This window comes from Salibaculum halophilum (genome assembly GCF_002094885.1).
Taxonomy (GTDB): Bacteria; Pseudomonadota; Alphaproteobacteria; order Rhodobacterales; family Rhodobacteraceae; genus Salibaculum; species Salibaculum halophilum.
Genome location: NZ_MSIT01000012.1, coordinates 1 through 14561, shown reverse-complemented (window position 1 = coordinate 14561; position 14561 = coordinate 1). Strand labels below are relative to the sequence as shown.

The window sequence follows — 14561 nt, the reverse complement described above, 5'->3', positions numbered from 1 at the left end:
ATGCGGGGTGGCTGCGCCACGCAGGTGTGTCTCGGCGTCGCCTCTGGCGCCGCCTGCGGGTCAGGGGCGCTGCCCCTCTGCCTTGCGGCATTCACCCCGGGATATTTTCGGCCAGAAGAGGCCCCGGGCTTGTTTTCGGGCCGGGGTCGCATCAGGTTTCGGGTGAAAAAGGAGAGGCCCGATGCCCGTTAAAAACCGTTTTGCCGAGATGCTGCCCGAGATTACCGCCTGGCGGCGCGATTTGCACGCCAATCCCGAACTGATGTTCGACACCCATCGCACCGCCGGCATCGTGGCCGACAAGCTGCGCGCCTTCGGCTGTGACGAGGTAGCCGAAGGGGTGGGCCGGACCGGGGTCGTCGGCGTGATCCGGGGCCGCGAGACAGGGTCGGGACGCGTTGTGGGGCTGCGGGCCGACATGGACGCCCTGCCCATCGACGAGGCGACGGCGGCGGCGCATGCCTCCACGGTGGCCGGCACGATGCATGCCTGCGGCCATGACGGGCACACCGCGATGCTGCTGGGCGCGGCGCGTTACCTGGCCGAGACGCGCAATTTCGACGGCACGGTGGTGGTGATTTTCCAGCCCGCCGAGGAGGGCGGCGGTGGCGGCAAGGTGATGTGCGACGACGGGCTGATGGAGCGCTGGGGCATTCAGGAGGTCTACGGCATGCACAACTGGCCGGGCCTGCCCGTGGGCCGCTTCGCGATCCGGGCGGGGGGCTTTTTCGCCGCGACCGACGAGTTCGACATCACCATTACCGGCAAGGGCGGACACGCGGCCAAGCCGCATGACACGGTCGATCCGTCGGTGGTGGCCGCGCAGACGGTCCTGGCGCTGCAGAGCATCGTGGCGCGCAGCGTCGATCCGGTGGACCAGGCGGTGGTCTCGGTCACCGCGATGGAAACCTCGAGCACGGCCTACAACGTGATCCCCCAGTCGGTGCGCCTGCGCGGGACTGTCCGCACGCTCGACAGCGATGTGCGCGCCCTGGTCGAGCCGCGGCTGATCGAGCTCGCCGAGGGAACCGCGCAGGCCTTCGGGGCCGTGGCCGAGGTGGACTATCGCAAGGGCTATCCGGTGATGGTCAATGCCGAGGACCAGACGGAGTTTGCCGCGGATGTGGCGCGCGGGGTGTCCGGGCAGTGTGACCGGGCGCCGCTGGTCATGGGGGGCGAGGATTTCGCCTACATGTTGCAGGAACGCCCCGGCGCTTATATCCTTGTCGGCAACGGTGACACGGCTATGGTGCATCACCCCGAATACGACTTCAACGACGAGACGATCCCGGCGGGGTGTTCCTGGTGGGCCGGGATCGCCGAAAAGCGGATGCCGGTGGCCTGATGTGGGAGGAGCGGTACAGCGCCGAGGGCGATTACCTGTTCGGCCGCGCGCCGGCGGCGGTTCTGGCCGAGAACCCGTGGCTCTGGCAGGGGATGGGCAGCGCGCTCTGTGTCGCCGACGGCGAGGGGCGCAACGCGGTCTTCCTGGCCGGGCAAGGGCTGGAGGTCGCGGCCTTCGACCTTTCGCCCACGGCGGTGGCCCGGGCCGAGGCGCTGGCGGCGCAGGCCGGCGTGCCGGTGGACACGCGGGTCAGCGACTGGGCCGGGTATGACTGGGACCGGCAGGTGGACATGGTGGTCGCCATCTTCGTGCAGTTCGTGGGCCCCGACGACCGACCCGGTCAGTTCGCCGACATGGCCCGAGCGGTCCGGCCCGGCGGGCGGTTGGTGCTGCATGGCTACCGGCCCGAGCAGGTGGACTACGGCACCGGCGGGCCGCCCAGCCGCGCGAACATGTATACCGAAGGCCTGCTGCGCGACGCCTTTCCGGGCTGGCAGGTGGAGCGGCTCGCCGGTTATGACCGGGACGTCGACGAGGGGCGCGGGCATTCGGGGCGGTCGGCCCTGATCGACTTCGTGGCACGCAAGCCGGGGTAGCCGGTGTTGCGCCTTTCGGGCCGGGCGATACGCTTGGCGGGCTGGTCTCGGAGGGACGCATGATTCGTCTGGTTCTGATCGTTACGCTGGCCTGGGCGGGCCTCATGTGCGGCACTGTCGCGGCACAGGACAGCGGCCGTTTGACGGGCCATGTGACCTATGCGGCCCGCATGGCCCTGCCCGAGGGGGCAGAGCTTCTGGTGCGTCTGCGCGCCCCGGATCGCGCGGTTCTGGCCGAGACCCGGATCGCCACGGCGGGGCGTCAGGTGCCGATCCCGTTCGCCATCGCCCGGCCCGATGCAGACCGGGCGACGTTGCGGGCAGGGATCGCGGTGCAAGGCCGCATCCTCTGGCTGAGCAAGGCGATCACGATCACGCCCGCGACCCCGGCCGACCTGGGCGAGGTGGTTCTCTCGCGCCATCAGCCTCTTGGCTACGCCTCGGCCTTTCGGTGCGGGCCGCGCCAGCTTCGCCTGGGGGTCGTGGATGACGGGGCCGTGCTGGACGCCGATGGGCGCCGGTGGACCCTGCGCCCCGTATTAGGCGGGACCGGTCAGCGCTATGTTGCCGCGGCCGATCCGGCAACCCGCGTCGACATCACGGGGTCATCGGCGCGGGTGACCCTCGCGGGCGAGGTGCTGCCCGACTGCCGCATGGTGTTTCCCGTCGGCGATGCGGCTTATGCGGCGCGCGGGAATGAACCGTTCTGGTCCGTCACCCTGACCGGCGGCGATATGATCCTCTCGCGCCCGGGGGCCGCGGAGGTGACCCTGCGGGTGCGCGACACCGCGCTGACCGACACCGGCGATATCGTCCTGCGGGCCGGCGGGGCCGCAGGCGACGACAGGGTGACAGTGATCCGGCGGGCCGAGCTGTGTCGCGACAGCATGACCGGGATGCCCCACCCCGAGACCGTGACGCTGACCGTAGACAACGACACCCACACCGGATGCGGCGGCGATCCGCGCCACCTTCTGATCGGCGGGCCCTGGCAGGTGCAGCGGATCGACGGCCGTGCGGTGATCGACAGCGCAGACGCGACGCTGACCTTCGGCCGCGAGGGGTCCTATCACGGCAGCGGGTCCTGCAACCGCTTTCGCGGGCAGTATGACCTGACGGGCGAGGGTCTGTCCTTCGGGGCCGCGGCCGGCACCATGATGGCCTGCGCAGAGCCCGTCTTGGCCCAGGAACGCCAATTCCTTGACGCCCTGCCGGCGGTGACCCGGTTCGACCTGACCGACCAGGGTGCGCTGGTGCTGCTGGCTGGGGACACCGCGCGCATTATCGCGACGCCGGGGCAGTGAGGCCGCCTCAGCCGCCGGTGTGGCTCATGTGGCGGCTGACCTGGCCGTCGACGCCCTGGCGCGAGTAATCGAAATCGTGGCCGCGGGGTTTGAGCGCGATGGCCTTGCGGATCGCGTCTTCTAGCACCGCGTCGTCGGGGCTGGCCCGCAGGGGCGCGCGCAGGTCCGAATGCCCCTCTTGCCCGAGGCAGGTGTAGATCTCGCCGGTGCAGGTGATGCGCACGCGATTGCAGCTTTCGCAGAAATTGTGCGACAGTGGCGTGATGAAGCCGATCTTCTGGCCGGTTTCCTCCAACCGGACGTAGCGCGCCGGCCCGCCCGAGCGTTCGGCAAGGTCAGTGACGGTGAAGCGCTCTTCCAGACGCGCGCGCAGGTCCTTGAGCGACCAGTACTGCCCCAGCCTGTCCTCGTTGCCGATGTCGCCCATGGGCATGACCTCGATGAAGGTCAGATCCATGTCGCGGGCGGCGCAGAAGGCCTGCAGGTCGAAAAGCTCATCCTCGTTGAAACCCTTGAGGGCGACGGCGTTGAGCTTGACGCGCAGGCCGGCCTCTTGCGCCGCGTCCAGTCCCTTGAGGACCTGCGGCAGGCGGCCCCAGCGCGTCACCTCGGCGAATTTCGCCTCGTCCAGCGTGTCGAGCGAGACGTTCACCCGGCGCACCCCGGAGGAATACAGATCGCGCGCGAAGCGGCCCAGCTGGCTGCCGTTGGTCGTCAGCGTCAACTCCTTGAGCGCGCCGGTTTCCAGGTGCCGGCCCATGGCGTTGAAGAACGTCATGATATCACGCCGCACCAGCGGTTCGCCCCCGGTGATGCGCAGCTTTTCCACCCCCAGCCCGACGAAGGTGGAACACAGCCGGTCGAGCTCCTCGAGCGTGAGAAGCTCTTTCTTGGGCAGGAAGGTCATATTTTCCGACATGCAGTAGACGCAGCGGAAATCGCAGCGGTCGGTCACCGAGACCCGCAGGTATCGGATGGCACGGTCGAAGGGGTCGATCAGCGGCGCGGTCATTCCACGAAACTTAGGGTTCGGCGGGGGGGCGCGCAAGGGCGATTCCCGCTGGACGCGGCGTGGCCGCAGGCCGTAGCGTTCGGGCATGAGACGGATCGTCCTTTTGATGGGCGCGGCCCTGCTTTCGGGCTGCGCGGTGGTCGAGCAGCTGACCGGCGCTGGCGCCGAGGCCGACGGGCAGGTGGCCCTTTCCCCCGCCCCCCAGGGGATGCCCCGACCGCCTGCGCGGCCCCCGGGGCTGACCCCCGGCGCCGCGGCGGCCCCGCCCGCTGGTGCCCGCACCGTCGAGGACTTCGACACCACGGATGACGCCGCGCGCAGCGCCGCCGTGGCCGATGCGGCCGAGGCCGGGGCGCGGCGGCTGGGCCGGACGGTCGCCTCTCTCGGGGCGGCCTCCGAGCCGGGCATCTGGATCAAGACCCCGCTGGTGGACAGCCTGACACAGGGCCGTGCCGACTATCCGGCGGCGGGCACCAGCATCGCGGTGGAACTGCGCCCGGCCGGTGGCGCCCCCGGCGCGGGCAGCCAGGTCAGCCTGGCGGCCATGCGCCTGCTCGAGGCGCCGCTGACCGGCCTGCCCGAGCTGATCCTGTTTGCCGACTGATGGTGCGGCCGGGCCTCTCGGAGCTGCGGCAGGGGCTGGCCTATGCCGACGAGAAGAACGCCAGCCTGATCTCGGCCGGGGTGGCGTTTTACGCGCTCTTCGCGATCTTTCCCGGCATCGCCGCGACGATCTCTCTCTTCGGTCTGCTGGCCGATCCGGAGGTTGTCGAGGGCCAGCTGGAGCTGATGCGCGATTTCATCCCGCCGGGGGCCTTTGCCCTCTTCGAGGCGCAGATCGACCGGCTGCTGGCGGCGGGCGGCCAGACCCTGGGCTGGACCACCGGCCTGTCCATCGGCGTGGCGCTGTGGTCGGCCCGCGCCGGGGTGGCGGCCCTGATGCGCGGGCTCAATGCCATTTTCGGGCGCCCCAACCGGGGCGGGCTGGCCCATGTCGCCGTGGCGCTGATGCTGACCGCCGCGCTGGTGGGGATCGCCATCCTTGCGCTTCTGCTGGTGGTGGTCACGCCGATCGTGCTGCAATTGCTGCCCTTCATAGGGGCCTGGGCCTGGGTCCTCGGCACCCTGCGCTGGGCGGTGGCCGTTGCGGTGCTGGTCCTCGGGCTGGGGCTGCTCTATCGCTACGGGCCAAACATGCGCGGCGACCGTCTGGCTTGGTTCACGCCGGGGGCAGGGGTCGTGGTCACCTGCTGGTTCGCCATGTCGGCACTGTTTTCGACCTATGTGGCCAATTTCTCGAATTACAACGAGGTCTACGGCTCGATCGGGGCGGTGATCGCGCTGTTGATGTGGTTCTACCTGTCGTCCTACCTGGTGTTGCTGGGCGCGGCGCTGAACATGGCGCTGCGGCGGTTCCGCGGCGCCGATGGCGCGGCAGGCTGACGCCGGCGCCGGCGGGCGTTATGCCGTTTGCGGGCCGAACAGGTCGGTTTGGCTGTCATGCGCCTTCAGAAGCTCCGGTATCTTCGGCTTGAACTTGAAGAATCCGGCGGTCGCATGCGGCCACGCGCGGCGGTCATGCGGGCGCAGCAGTTTGTGCGTGCGACCCTCCGGCAAGACGGGGGCCAGAGCCTCGGCGGCCGGCCCCACGGGCGGGTGAGGCAGGGCGACGGCCTCAAACCCCGCGGCCCAGTCGGCCACGTCCTCGGCGGTGGCCAGGCGCGTGACGGGGCCGAGGCGCGCCTCCAGGTCCTGCACCGCGCCGGCGGCGAACCCCAGCACCCGCGGGCTAATGTGCAGCGGGCTGCGCAGCGCGGTGGCGTCGAAGACGGCGACCTCGGCCGGGTCGACCCGGTCGAGCAGCCACTCGGGCGTCAGGTCGTCCTCGGTCAAAAGCAGGCCCACGCGCCCGACCGGCGGGGTGTCGCCCACGGGGGCCGCCATGGGTGGTGGTGGGGGCGGCCCGTCGATTGGCGGGGCCGTGGTTGCCAGGCCATCGGGGCGGAAGCGCCCGCGCGTGTACCGCGCGATATTGTCGGGCCGCGCCAGGTAGGTCTTGCCCGGCGTCTGCAGCCCGGCCACCCAGCGCCAGCCCAGCGTGTTCGAGGCCGGGTCGCCGTCCAGCAGGTGCCGCAGGAAGAAATCCGCCCCCAGTTCCCAGGGCAGGCGCAGGGTGAAGACCCAGATCGAGGCGACCCACATCCGCGCGTGGTTGTGCAGATAGCCGGTTTCGCCAAGCTGGCGCGCCCAGTGGTCGAAGGCGTCGATCCCGGTCTCGCCGGCGCAGGCGGCCTCCCAATCTCGGCGCAGTCCGGCCTCGGTCTGCACGCGGTTCAGCGCGGCTTGCACCCTGGCGCGATACTGCATCCAGACCGAGGGGCGCATTTCCAGCCAGCCCTTCCAGTAGGTGCGCCAGTAAACCTCTTGAATGAACTTCTCGGCCGCGCTGGGCGAATGCCGGGCCAGCACGGCCTCCAGCACCTCTGGCTCGCTCACCAGCCGGTGGCGCAGGTAGGGCGACAGGCCCGACACGGCGTCGGGCTTATCAAAATTGCGTCCTGCGGCATAAGCGCGCCCGGCGCGGGGCACGAAGGCGCGGAGCCGATCAAGCCCGGCCTGTCGTGTCGGTGCAAAGTCCATGGGAGGTAGGGTAGCGGGCGCGCCTGCGCCTTCAAGCGCGCGGCGGTCCGGCGCCCTCTGGCCGGGATGCGCGGCCGCTTGCCCTTGAAGCCCCCCTGCCGCGCTACTAAGACTCCGGCAAGGAAATCAGTTTAAACGACCCCCGCGTCCAGAGCCCCGAGGCAGACACCCATGCAAGACCCCGTCGAGACCTACATGAACCTCGTTCCCATGGTGGTGGAACAGACCAGCCGTGGCGAACGGGCCTACGACATTTTCTCGCGCCTGCTGAAAGAGCGGATCATCTTCGTCAACGGCCCCGTCCACGACGGCATGAGCCAGCTTGTCGTCGCCCAGTTGCTCCACCTGGAGGCCGAGAACCCGAAAAAAGAGATCAGCATGTACATCAACAGCCCCGGCGGCGTTGTGACATCCGGCCTGTCGATCTACGACACGATGCAGTACATCCGGCCGGCCGTCTCGACGCTGGTGGTCGGGCAGGCCGCCTCGATGGGGTCGCTGCTGCTGACGGCGGGCGAGGCGGGCATGCGGTTTTCGCTTCCCAACAGCCGCATCATGGTACACCAGCCCTCGGGCGGCTACCAGGGCCAGGCGTCGGACATCATGATCCACGCCGAAGAGACGATGAAGCTCAAGAAGCGCCTCAACGAAATCTACGTCAAGCACACCGGCCAGACCCTCAAGAAGGTCGAGGCGGCGCTGGACCGCGACAACTTCATGGACCCGCAGGAAAGTAAGGACTGGGGCCTGGTCGACGACATCGTCGAAAGCCGCATCAAGCCCGGTGAGGGCGATGGCGAGGGGTGACGCCGCCGCGGTGACCGAGCCGCGAGCGGCCCGGGATTCGGCATTGTGAACACCTCTGGGCTGCCCTAGTGTTGGTAGAACGGGTCAGCCCGGAACCACTCAAAACGGCCTTGGGCCAGGGAAAGACGACATGGCGGACACGTCCGGCGGAGACAGCAAGAACACCCTCTACTGCAGCTTCTGCGGCAAGAGCCAGCACGAAGTGCGCAAACTGATCGCGGGGCCCACCGTGTTCATCTGCGACGAGTGTGTCGAGCTGTGCATGGACATCATCCGCGAAGAGACGAAATCCTCGGCGCTGAAATCTTCCGAAGGGGTGCCCACCCCGCAGGAGATCAGCACGGTTCTGGACGATTACGTCATCGGGCAGGCCATGGCCAAGCGCGTGCTCTCGGTCGCGGTGCACAATCACTACAAGCGTCTCAACCATGCCGACAAGACGGACATCGAGCTCAACAAGTCCAACATCCTGCTGATCGGCCCCACGGGCTGCGGTAAGACGCTGCTGGCGCAGACGCTGGCGCGGATCCTCGATGTGCCCTTTACCATGGCCGACGCCACAACCCTGACCGAGGCCGGGTACGTCGGCGAGGATGTCGAAAACATCATCCTGAAGCTGTTGCAGGCCAGCGAATACAACGTCGAGCGGGCGCAGCGCGGCATCGTCTACATCGACGAGGTCGACAAGATCACCCGCAAGTCCGACAACCCCAGCATCACCCGCGACGTTTCGGGCGAGGGGGTGCAGCAGGCCTTGCTCAAGCTGATGGAAGGCACAGTGGCTTCTGTGCCGCCGCAGGGCGGGCGCAAGCATCCCCAGCAGGAATTCCTGCAGGTGGACACCACGAACATCCTGTTCATCTGCGGCGGGGCCTTCGCGGGGCTCGACAAGATCATCAGCCAGCGCGGCAAGGGCAGTGCCATGGGCTTTGGCGCGGACGTGCGCGACGAGGCCGACAAGGGCATCGGCGAGGTGCTGCACGATCTCGAACCCGAGGACCTGCTGAAATTTGGCCTGATCCCGGAATTCGTCGGTCGCCTGCCAGTTGTCGCGACGCTGGAAGACCTGGACGAGGACGCGCTCATCACCATCCTGACCGAGCCCAAGAACGCCCTGGTCAAGCAGTATCAGCGCCTGTTCGAACTGGAAGAGGCGCAGCTGACCTTCACCGACGACGCCCTGCGCGCCATTGCCCAGCGGGCCATCGCCCGCAAGACCGGCGCCCGCGGTCTGCGATCGATCATGGAGGATATCCTGCTGGACACCATGTTCGACCTGCCCGGCATGGAGACCGTGACCGAGGTGGTGGTCAACGAGGAGTCGGTCGGCCCCGATGCGGCGCCGCTGATGATCCATGACGACGCGCGCAAGGAAAACGTCAGCGCCGGGTGATCCGTGCCAGTGCGCGATTTGCGTTACAGGACGCGCGACATCGCCGTGCCGGTCGCGCAACGGCTCGCAACACATTGGCAGTTGCTTGCGATGGCAATCATTCGGGCCCGGAACAAGGCGGCCTGACCTCCGGCCGCCTGTGCGATTCGGGAATTGAATTTGCCGAGCGGAAGCGTGTCTCGCCCGCCCGGGTGAAATCCTGCCGGCCAGGCACGCGGACACTGGACTGTCGCGCGCCATTTCGGCATACCCGGCGCAACAGTCAGGAGAGCACCATGGGCGTCCTCAACATCATCAAGCGCATCTTCGTCTGGTGGGACGGCCAGACGCTGGGCACGCAGCTGTTCACCTGGCGCCGCGGCGAGCGGGTCGGCGAGGATGAACAGGGCAACGTCTATTACCGCAATGCCGACGATACCCGGCGCTGGGTCATCTACAACGGTGAGGTCGAGGGCAGCCGTGTCGCCCCCGACTGGCACGGCTGGCTGCATCGCACCTGGGACGAGACGCCCGCCGACCGCCCGCTGGCCCACAAGGACTGGGAAAAGCCGCACATGCCCAACCTGACGGGCACGCCGCAGGCCTATGCGCCCAAGGGCTCGATCCGCCGGGCCGAGCCGATGCCGCGGGCGGATTACGAGGCCTGGACGCCGGAGTAAACGACATGCGCGAATCCGTCACCGAGGTGATTGTCGGCGCCCTCGTGCTGGCCGTGGCCGGGGGCTTTCTGTGGTATGCCACGCAGGCCACGGGCAGCGGCGGACGCCCGGCCAGCTATGACCTGGCGGCGAATTTCCGCTCGGCCGAGGGCGTTTCGGTGGGCACGGACATCCGCTTGGCCGGGGTGTCGGTCGGGGCGGTCACGGCGCTGTCGCTCAACCCCGAGACCTACCGCGCCGAGGCGGAGTTGAGCATCGAGAGGGGCATCAGGGTTCCCGACGACAGCTCGGCGGTCGTCGCCTCGGAAGGGCTGCTGGGCGGTACCTTCGTCGAGATCGTGCCCGGCGGGTCGTTCACTTATCTCGAAGAGGGCCAGCTGTTCCAGAGCACCCAGGGCGCGGTGAGCGTGATCCAGCTTCTGACCAAGTTCGTCTCGGGCGGGGAGTCGGAATGATCCGCGCCCTCGCCCTCGCCGCCGTGCTGGCGGCCGGGGCCGCCGCCGCACAGGACGCGGGCGAGCTGCCCGGCCTGGACCTCGGCGATCCCGATTTCCTGGGACCCGACCAGATGCTGCCGGTTCCCGACGATCTTGGCCCCGGGCCCGATGGCACGGCCCGGGGGACGACCACCGAGTCCGACCTTGCGCCCGCGGCCACGACCGCGCCCGGCGGCACCTTGCGCGTGCTCGACAAGATTACCGGCGAGGTCCGCGACCTGACGCTGGACAACGGGGCCAAGGCGCAGATCGGCAACCTGTCGGTGCGGCTGGGCGAGTGCCGCTTTCCCAGCGGCAACCCCGCGGGGGATGCCTATGCCCTGCTCACGATCCATTACAACAACGCGCCCGAGCCGATCTTTCGCGGCTGGATGATTGCCAGCGCGCCGGCGTTGAACGCGCTTGATCACCAGCGCTACGACGTCTGGGCGTTGCGCTGCACCACCTCCTGACCCGGGGGGGCCGGGGTGTCGCTGTCAAAGCGGGCCCGCGTCTCCAGGGCCGCGGCCAGCCTTTGGCGATAGACCGCGCGCGGGATTTCGCGACCGCCGAGGCGGCGCAGGTGCGGCGTGATGAACTGCGTGTCGAAGAGGATGAAGCCCCCCGCGCGCAGCCGATCGACGAGGTAGGCCAGCGCGACCTTGGAGGCATCGGTGCGGTGCGAGAACATGCTCTCGCCGAAGAAGGCCCCGCCGATGGCCACCCCGAAGACGCCGCCGACCAGCGCGCCGGTCTCGTCGCGGACCTCGCAGGAATGGGCGTGCCCGCGCGCGGCCAACTCGGCATAGAGCGCGCGGAGGGTCGCGTTGATCCAGGTTTCCGCGCGATCGGCGCAGCCCGCCACGACGCCCGGGAAGTCCGCGTCGAATGTCACCGCGAAGGTGTTCCGCCGCAGCCTGCGCGCCAGCGAGCGCGAGATGTGGAACCCGCCCAGGGGCAGCACTCCGCGCTGGCGCGGGTCGACCCAGAACAGCTCGGGGTCGTCCTCGTGTTCGGCCATGGGAAAGACACCGCTGGCATAGGCGGCCAGGAGGGTATCCGCAGAGAGTCCTTGCCGCATCACTCAGGCAACTGTCTTGTCACGCTGTCTTGTTCCGCCGGACCATATCGGCAAACCTGACCCCACCACAAGGAGACCGCCCGGATGGCATTCTTCGACTTCGTTTCCGACCTCGATGCCTATGTGGACACACCCAAGGCGGCGCTGCGGCTCAACAAGCGGCATGCGGTTCTGGTCGCGCCCCACGCACGGGAAATCGCGGGCGCCCGGGTGCTGGATCTCGGCGCGCATGACGGGCGCTGGGCCTATGCCTTTGCCGGGGCGGGGGCGGCGCATGTGGTCGGCATCGAGGGCCGGGCCGAGTCCGCGGCCGGGCTGGCCGCCTATCCCGACCCGGACTTGCGCGGCCGGATCGAGATGCGCATCGGCGACATCCACGCCGAGGTCGACAGGGCCGTCGGCGCGGGCGAGTGTTACGACGTCGTGGCGGTTTTCGGCGTGCTCTATCATATCATGGACCACATGCGCCTGTTCACCCAGCTGCGCCGGCTGCAACCGAAGCTGATCATCGTTGACGGCGACTTCCTGCAGCGCCCCGGGGCCGTCATCCAGTTGTCGCGGGAACGCACGGACAAGCCCATGAACGCCCTGCCGCAGGTCGCGGGGCAGGAGGAGGCGGTCAAGGGTATCCTTAGTTTCCGCGCCATGGACGTTATTGCCGACTGTCTGGCCTTCGACCTGGCCTGGTCGGACTGGGAGGCGCTGGAAGACCGCAGCGGGGTGGTGGACTACTTTCGCCAGAAGGGCGCGCGTCGCGGCAGCTGCGTGCTGCGCCCGCGCGGCGTTCAGCCCGACAGGTTCGTCTCCAGCCAGTGCTCCAGCCAGTGAATGTTGTAGGCGCCGGTCTGCACGGCCTCCTCCTCCAGAAGGGCATGGAACAGCGGCACCGTGGTATCGACGCCATCCACGATCAGCTCGCCAAGGGCACGGGCCAGACGCGCCAGCGCCTCGGGACGGTCGCGGCCGTGCACGATCAGCTTGCCGATCAGGCTGTCGTAATAGGGCGGGATCGCATAGCCGTCGTAGAGCGCGCTGTCCATGCGCACGCCCAGCCCACCGGGCTGATGGAACTGGGTGATCCGGCCCGGGCAGGGCGCGAAATTCGGCAGTTTCTCGGCGTTGATGCGCACCTCGATGGCATGGCCGTCGATGCGTAAGTCATCCTGGGCAAAGGACAGCGGCAAGCCCGCGGCCACGCGGATCTGTTCGCGCACCAGGTCCTGGCGGAAGATCGCCTCGGTCACCGGGTGTTCGACCTGCAGGCGGGTGTTCATCTCGATGAAGAAAAACTCGCCGTTCTCGTAGAGAAACTCGATCGTGCCGGCGCCAATGTAGTTGATGCGCGCCACGGCATCGGCGCAAATCTTGCCGATGCGGGCGCGTTCCTTGGCGCTGATCGCGGGGCCGGGTGCTTCCTCGAAGACCTTCTGGTGGCGGCGCTGCAACGAACAGTCGCGCTCGCCAAGGTGCACCGCGTTGCCCTTGCCGTCGCCGAAGACCTGGACCTCGATGTGCCGCGGGGTGGTCAGGTACTTCTCGATGTAGACATCGGCGTTGCCGAAGTTCGACTTGCCCTCGGCACGTGCGGTCTGAAAGGCGCTCTTCATCTCCTCGGCATTCTGCGCGACCTTCATGCCGCGCCCGCCGCCGCCCGCGGTGGCCTTGACGATCACCGGATAGCCGATCTCCTCGCCAAGGCGCAGCGCGTCCTCGAGGCTGTCGACACCCCCCTCGGAGCCGGGCACGCAGGGCACGCCCAGCGCCTTCATCGTGTCCTTGGCGGTGATCTTGTCGCCCATCACGCGGATGTGCTCGGCCGTGGGGCCGATGAAGGTGAGGTCGTGGTCCTCGACGATCTGCACGAATTGCGCGTTTTCCGACAGAAAGCCGTAGCCCGGGTGGATCGCCTGCGCGCCCGTCACCTCGGCGGCCGAGATCACCGCGGGGTAGTTCAGATAGCTTTGCGGGCTGGGCGCGGGGCCGATGCAGACGCTTTCGTCGGCCATGCGCACGTGCATGGCATTGGCGTCGGCGGTGGAATGCACGGCGACGCTGGATATGCCCATCTCGCGGCAGGCGCGGATGACCCGCAACGCGATCTCGCCCCGGTTGGCGATCAGGATCTTGTCGAACATGCGCTACCCCTCACTCGACCACGACGAGGGGGGTGCCGAATTCGACCGGGTCGCCATCAGTGACGAGGATGCGGGTGACCGTGCCCGAGGCCGGGGCCGGGATGTGGTTCATGGTCTTCATGGCCTCGACGATCAGAAGCGTGTCGCCCTCGGACACGGTGCTGCCGATGGCGATGAAGGCGGGCGCCCCCGGTTCGGGCTGCAGATAGGCGGTGCCCACCATGGGCGAGGTGACGGCGCCCGGGTGGTTGGCCGGGTCCGGATCGGCTGCCGGTTCGGTCGCCGGGACCGGGTCCGGGGCCGGGGCGGCGGCAGGGGCCGGAGCGGCCGGGGCCGTAGGGTTGACCGCGACCTGCTGGGCGGGCGCGGTCATGTCGGGGGGCTGGCGGCTGACCCGCACGTTCAGGCTGTCGTTCTCGCCGTAGTCGCGCTTGACCTGAAGTTCGGTCAGGTCGTTCTCGCGCAGGAGTTCCGCCAGCGCCTGGATGAAGCTCACGTCGGACTCGTGCTGCGTGGTCTTGGTCATCATGTCCTCAGCCGGTTGCCTGTCGCCGCGTGCCGGGGGACACCCCCACGCACCCGAGTGCATAGCCCATACACCATGGCACGGGCGGTGGAAAGCGGGGCCGCGGAATTTGGCGCAGGCGCCGATGTCAGGGGGCCGGGTCCTCGCCGCGCACGGGCAGCATGGCGATCCCGTAGGGCTTGAGCCGGCGCTCGACCGCTGCGCCGGCCGCATCGCTGTTGCCGGCCGGGGCGGGGCCGGCGGCGCCAAGGGCGGCCTGGCCGACCAGGGCCTGCTGGGTCGGCGTCGGCGGGACAGGCAGCGGGGTGTCGGGCGTGGCGTCGCGGGCCAGGGCGGCGGCATCGGCGCTCGGGCGGGTATCGGGCACAAGTTGCGGTGCCGGCGCAAAACCGGGAGGTGCGATGATTTCCATCTCGGGCTCTAGTCACGAAGCCCCCACGACAGGTATTGCGCCAGAGTCGCGTGCCGAAATCCGCAACATGATGCACCCGGCCCGGTGTAAACTGCATGGCATTTTAGGCAAATAAAAGGGGCCGCCCGCCGGCCGGGGCGGCCCCTCTTGTGCCGATCGGTTTGTCGCGATCAGC

General features: G+C 68.6%; 17 protein-coding genes. 11 read left to right on the top strand and 6 right to left on the bottom strand.

What is annotated here, in order from left to right; all coding sequences use genetic code 11:
- The first annotated feature begins 181 nt into the window (after positions 1-181).
- Genes BU124_RS09495 through BU124_RS09485 form a run of 3 tightly spaced genes read left to right on the top strand, consistent with a single transcriptional unit; the run spans position 182 to position 3245 of the window.
- Entirely contained in the window at positions 182-1345 is a 1164-nt protein-coding gene (locus BU124_RS09495) for a M20 aminoacylase family protein (RefSeq protein WP_084863094.1), read from the top strand.
- Positions 1345-1941 carry an SAM-dependent methyltransferase gene (locus BU124_RS09490; protein WP_084863092.1) on the top strand — a complete coding sequence of 199 codons (597 nt, stop codon included), beginning with the start codon at positions 1345-1347 and terminating at the stop codon, positions 1939-1941. Before BU124_RS09495 ends, BU124_RS09490 begins: the two co-directional genes overlap by 1 nt.
- Before the next feature lie 59 nt (positions 1942-2000).
- Positions 2001-3245 (top strand): META domain-containing protein, encoded by a 1245-nt coding sequence (locus BU124_RS09485; protein WP_084863090.1) that lies wholly within the window; start codon positions 2001-2003, stop codon positions 3243-3245.
- Positions 3246-3252: 7 nt separating this feature from the next.
- Here the strand turns inward: BU124_RS09485 and moaA are convergent, their stop codons facing one another.
- On the bottom strand, positions 3253-4257 hold the full coding sequence (moaA, locus tag BU124_RS09480) for a GTP 3',8-cyclase MoaA (RefSeq protein WP_084863251.1): 1005 nt from the start codon (positions 4255-4257) through the stop codon (positions 3253-3255).
- Between the two features lie 85 nt (positions 4258-4342).
- Here moaA and BU124_RS09475 point away from each other — a divergent pair, with 85 nt between their 5' ends.
- Together BU124_RS09475 and BU124_RS09470 are read left to right on the top strand one after the other, a co-directional pair.
- A complete protein-coding gene (locus BU124_RS09475; protein ID WP_084863087.1) occupies positions 4343-4861 on the top strand; it encodes a hypothetical protein in 519 nt (172 codons plus the stop codon).
- Entirely contained in the window at positions 4861-5700 is an 840-nt protein-coding gene (locus BU124_RS09470) for a YihY/virulence factor BrkB family protein (RefSeq protein ID WP_084863085.1), read from the top strand. The genes BU124_RS09475 and BU124_RS09470 overlap by 1 nt, the downstream gene beginning before the upstream one ends.
- An 18-nt stretch (positions 5701-5718) precedes the next feature.
- On the opposite strand, the gene BU124_RS09465 is transcribed toward BU124_RS09470, so the two are convergent.
- Positions 5719-6897 carry an FAD-binding domain-containing protein gene (locus BU124_RS09465; protein ID WP_084863083.1) on the bottom strand — a complete coding sequence of 393 codons (1179 nt, stop codon included), beginning with the start codon at positions 6895-6897 and terminating at the stop codon, positions 5719-5721.
- Positions 6898-7068: 171 nt separating this feature from the next.
- On the opposite strand from BU124_RS09465, the gene BU124_RS09460 reads away from it, so the two are divergent.
- The 5 genes from BU124_RS09460 (at position 7069) to BU124_RS15155 (ending at position 10705) form a co-directional block, all read left to right on the top strand.
- Positions 7069-7704, top strand: coding sequence for an ATP-dependent Clp protease proteolytic subunit (locus BU124_RS09460; protein WP_084863081.1), 636 nt, complete (start codon positions 7069-7071; stop codon positions 7702-7704).
- Between the two features lie 130 nt (positions 7705-7834).
- Entirely contained in the window at positions 7835-9097 is a 1263-nt protein-coding gene (gene clpX, locus BU124_RS09455) for an ATP-dependent Clp protease ATP-binding subunit ClpX (protein ID WP_084863079.1), read from the top strand.
- A gap of 275 nt (positions 9098-9372) precedes the next feature.
- Positions 9373-9756, top strand: coding sequence for an NADH:ubiquinone oxidoreductase subunit NDUFA12 (locus BU124_RS09450; RefSeq protein WP_084863077.1), 384 nt, complete (start codon positions 9373-9375; stop codon positions 9754-9756).
- 5 nt (positions 9757-9761) lie between these two features.
- Positions 9762-10211, top strand: coding sequence for an outer membrane lipid asymmetry maintenance protein MlaD (mlaD, locus tag BU124_RS09445; RefSeq protein ID WP_084863075.1), 450 nt, complete (start codon positions 9762-9764; stop codon positions 10209-10211).
- The gene (locus BU124_RS15155) at positions 10208-10705 is read left to right on the top strand and encodes a DUF2155 domain-containing protein (protein ID WP_342743736.1); all 498 of its coding nucleotides are present in this window, start codon (positions 10208-10210) and stop codon (positions 10703-10705) included. The genes mlaD and BU124_RS15155 overlap by 4 nt, the downstream gene beginning before the upstream one ends.
- Here BU124_RS15155 and aat read toward each other — a convergent pair.
- Positions 10669-11313: a leucyl/phenylalanyl-tRNA--protein transferase gene (gene aat, locus BU124_RS09435; protein WP_084863073.1), complete on the bottom strand. Its 645-nt coding sequence runs from the start codon at positions 11311-11313 to the stop codon at positions 10669-10671. The genes BU124_RS15155 and aat overlap by 37 nt on opposite strands.
- A gap of 84 nt (positions 11314-11397) precedes the next feature.
- Here aat and BU124_RS09430 point away from each other — a divergent pair, with 84 nt between their 5' ends.
- Positions 11398-12141 (top strand): methyltransferase domain-containing protein, encoded by a 744-nt coding sequence (locus BU124_RS09430; protein ID WP_084863071.1) that lies wholly within the window; start codon positions 11398-11400, stop codon positions 12139-12141.
- Here BU124_RS09430 and accC read toward each other — a convergent pair.
- The 3 genes from accC to BU124_RS09415 form a co-directional block, all read right to left on the bottom strand.
- Positions 12099-13448 carry an acetyl-CoA carboxylase biotin carboxylase subunit gene (gene accC / locus BU124_RS09425; protein ID WP_084863069.1) on the bottom strand — a complete coding sequence of 450 codons (1350 nt, stop codon included), beginning with the start codon at positions 13446-13448 and terminating at the stop codon, positions 12099-12101. The two genes, BU124_RS09430 and accC, sit on opposite strands and share 43 nt — an antisense overlap.
- A gap of 10 nt (positions 13449-13458) precedes the next feature.
- The gene (gene accB, locus BU124_RS09420) at positions 13459-13974 is read right to left on the bottom strand and encodes an acetyl-CoA carboxylase biotin carboxyl carrier protein (RefSeq protein WP_084863247.1); all 516 of its coding nucleotides are present in this window, start codon (positions 13972-13974) and stop codon (positions 13459-13461) included.
- Positions 13975-14101: 127 nt separating this feature from the next.
- Entirely contained in the window at positions 14102-14341 is a 240-nt protein-coding gene (locus BU124_RS09415; RefSeq protein ID WP_143529941.1) for a hypothetical protein, read from the bottom strand.
- Between the last annotated feature and the right edge of the window lie 220 nt (positions 14342-14561).

Coding starts and splice junctions, on each gene's coding strand:
- BU124_RS09495 (WP_084863094.1), top strand. CDS start 182: ATGCCCGTTAAAAACCGTTTTGCCGAGATGCTGCCCGAGATTACCGCC.
- BU124_RS09490 (WP_084863092.1), top strand. CDS start 1,345: ATGTGGGAGGAGCGGTACAGCGCCGAGGGCGATTACCTGTTCGGCCGC.
- BU124_RS09485 (WP_084863090.1), top strand. CDS start 2,001: ATGATTCGTCTGGTTCTGATCGTTACGCTGGCCTGGGCGGGCCTCATG.
- moaA (WP_084863251.1), bottom strand. CDS start 4,257: ATGACCGCGCCGCTGATCGACCCCTTCGACCGTGCCATCCGATACCTG.
- BU124_RS09475 (WP_084863087.1), top strand. CDS start 4,343: ATGAGACGGATCGTCCTTTTGATGGGCGCGGCCCTGCTTTCGGGCTGC.
- BU124_RS09470 (WP_084863085.1), top strand. CDS start 4,861: ATGGTGCGGCCGGGCCTCTCGGAGCTGCGGCAGGGGCTGGCCTATGCC.
- BU124_RS09465 (WP_084863083.1), bottom strand. CDS start 6,897: ATGGACTTTGCACCGACACGACAGGCCGGGCTTGATCGGCTCCGCGCC.
- BU124_RS09460 (WP_084863081.1), top strand. CDS start 7,069: ATGCAAGACCCCGTCGAGACCTACATGAACCTCGTTCCCATGGTGGTG.
- clpX (WP_084863079.1), top strand. CDS start 7,835: ATGGCGGACACGTCCGGCGGAGACAGCAAGAACACCCTCTACTGCAGC.
- BU124_RS09450 (WP_084863077.1), top strand. CDS start 9,373: ATGGGCGTCCTCAACATCATCAAGCGCATCTTCGTCTGGTGGGACGGC.
- mlaD (WP_084863075.1), top strand. CDS start 9,762: ATGCGCGAATCCGTCACCGAGGTGATTGTCGGCGCCCTCGTGCTGGCC.
- BU124_RS15155 (WP_342743736.1), top strand. CDS start 10,208: ATGATCCGCGCCCTCGCCCTCGCCGCCGTGCTGGCGGCCGGGGCCGCC.
- aat (WP_084863073.1), bottom strand. CDS start 11,313: ATGCGGCAAGGACTCTCTGCGGATACCCTCCTGGCCGCCTATGCCAGC.
- BU124_RS09430 (WP_084863071.1), top strand. CDS start 11,398: ATGGCATTCTTCGACTTCGTTTCCGACCTCGATGCCTATGTGGACACA.
- accC (WP_084863069.1), bottom strand. CDS start 13,448: ATGTTCGACAAGATCCTGATCGCCAACCGGGGCGAGATCGCGTTGCGG.
- accB (WP_084863247.1), bottom strand. CDS start 13,974: ATGACCAAGACCACGCAGCACGAGTCCGACGTGAGCTTCATCCAGGCG.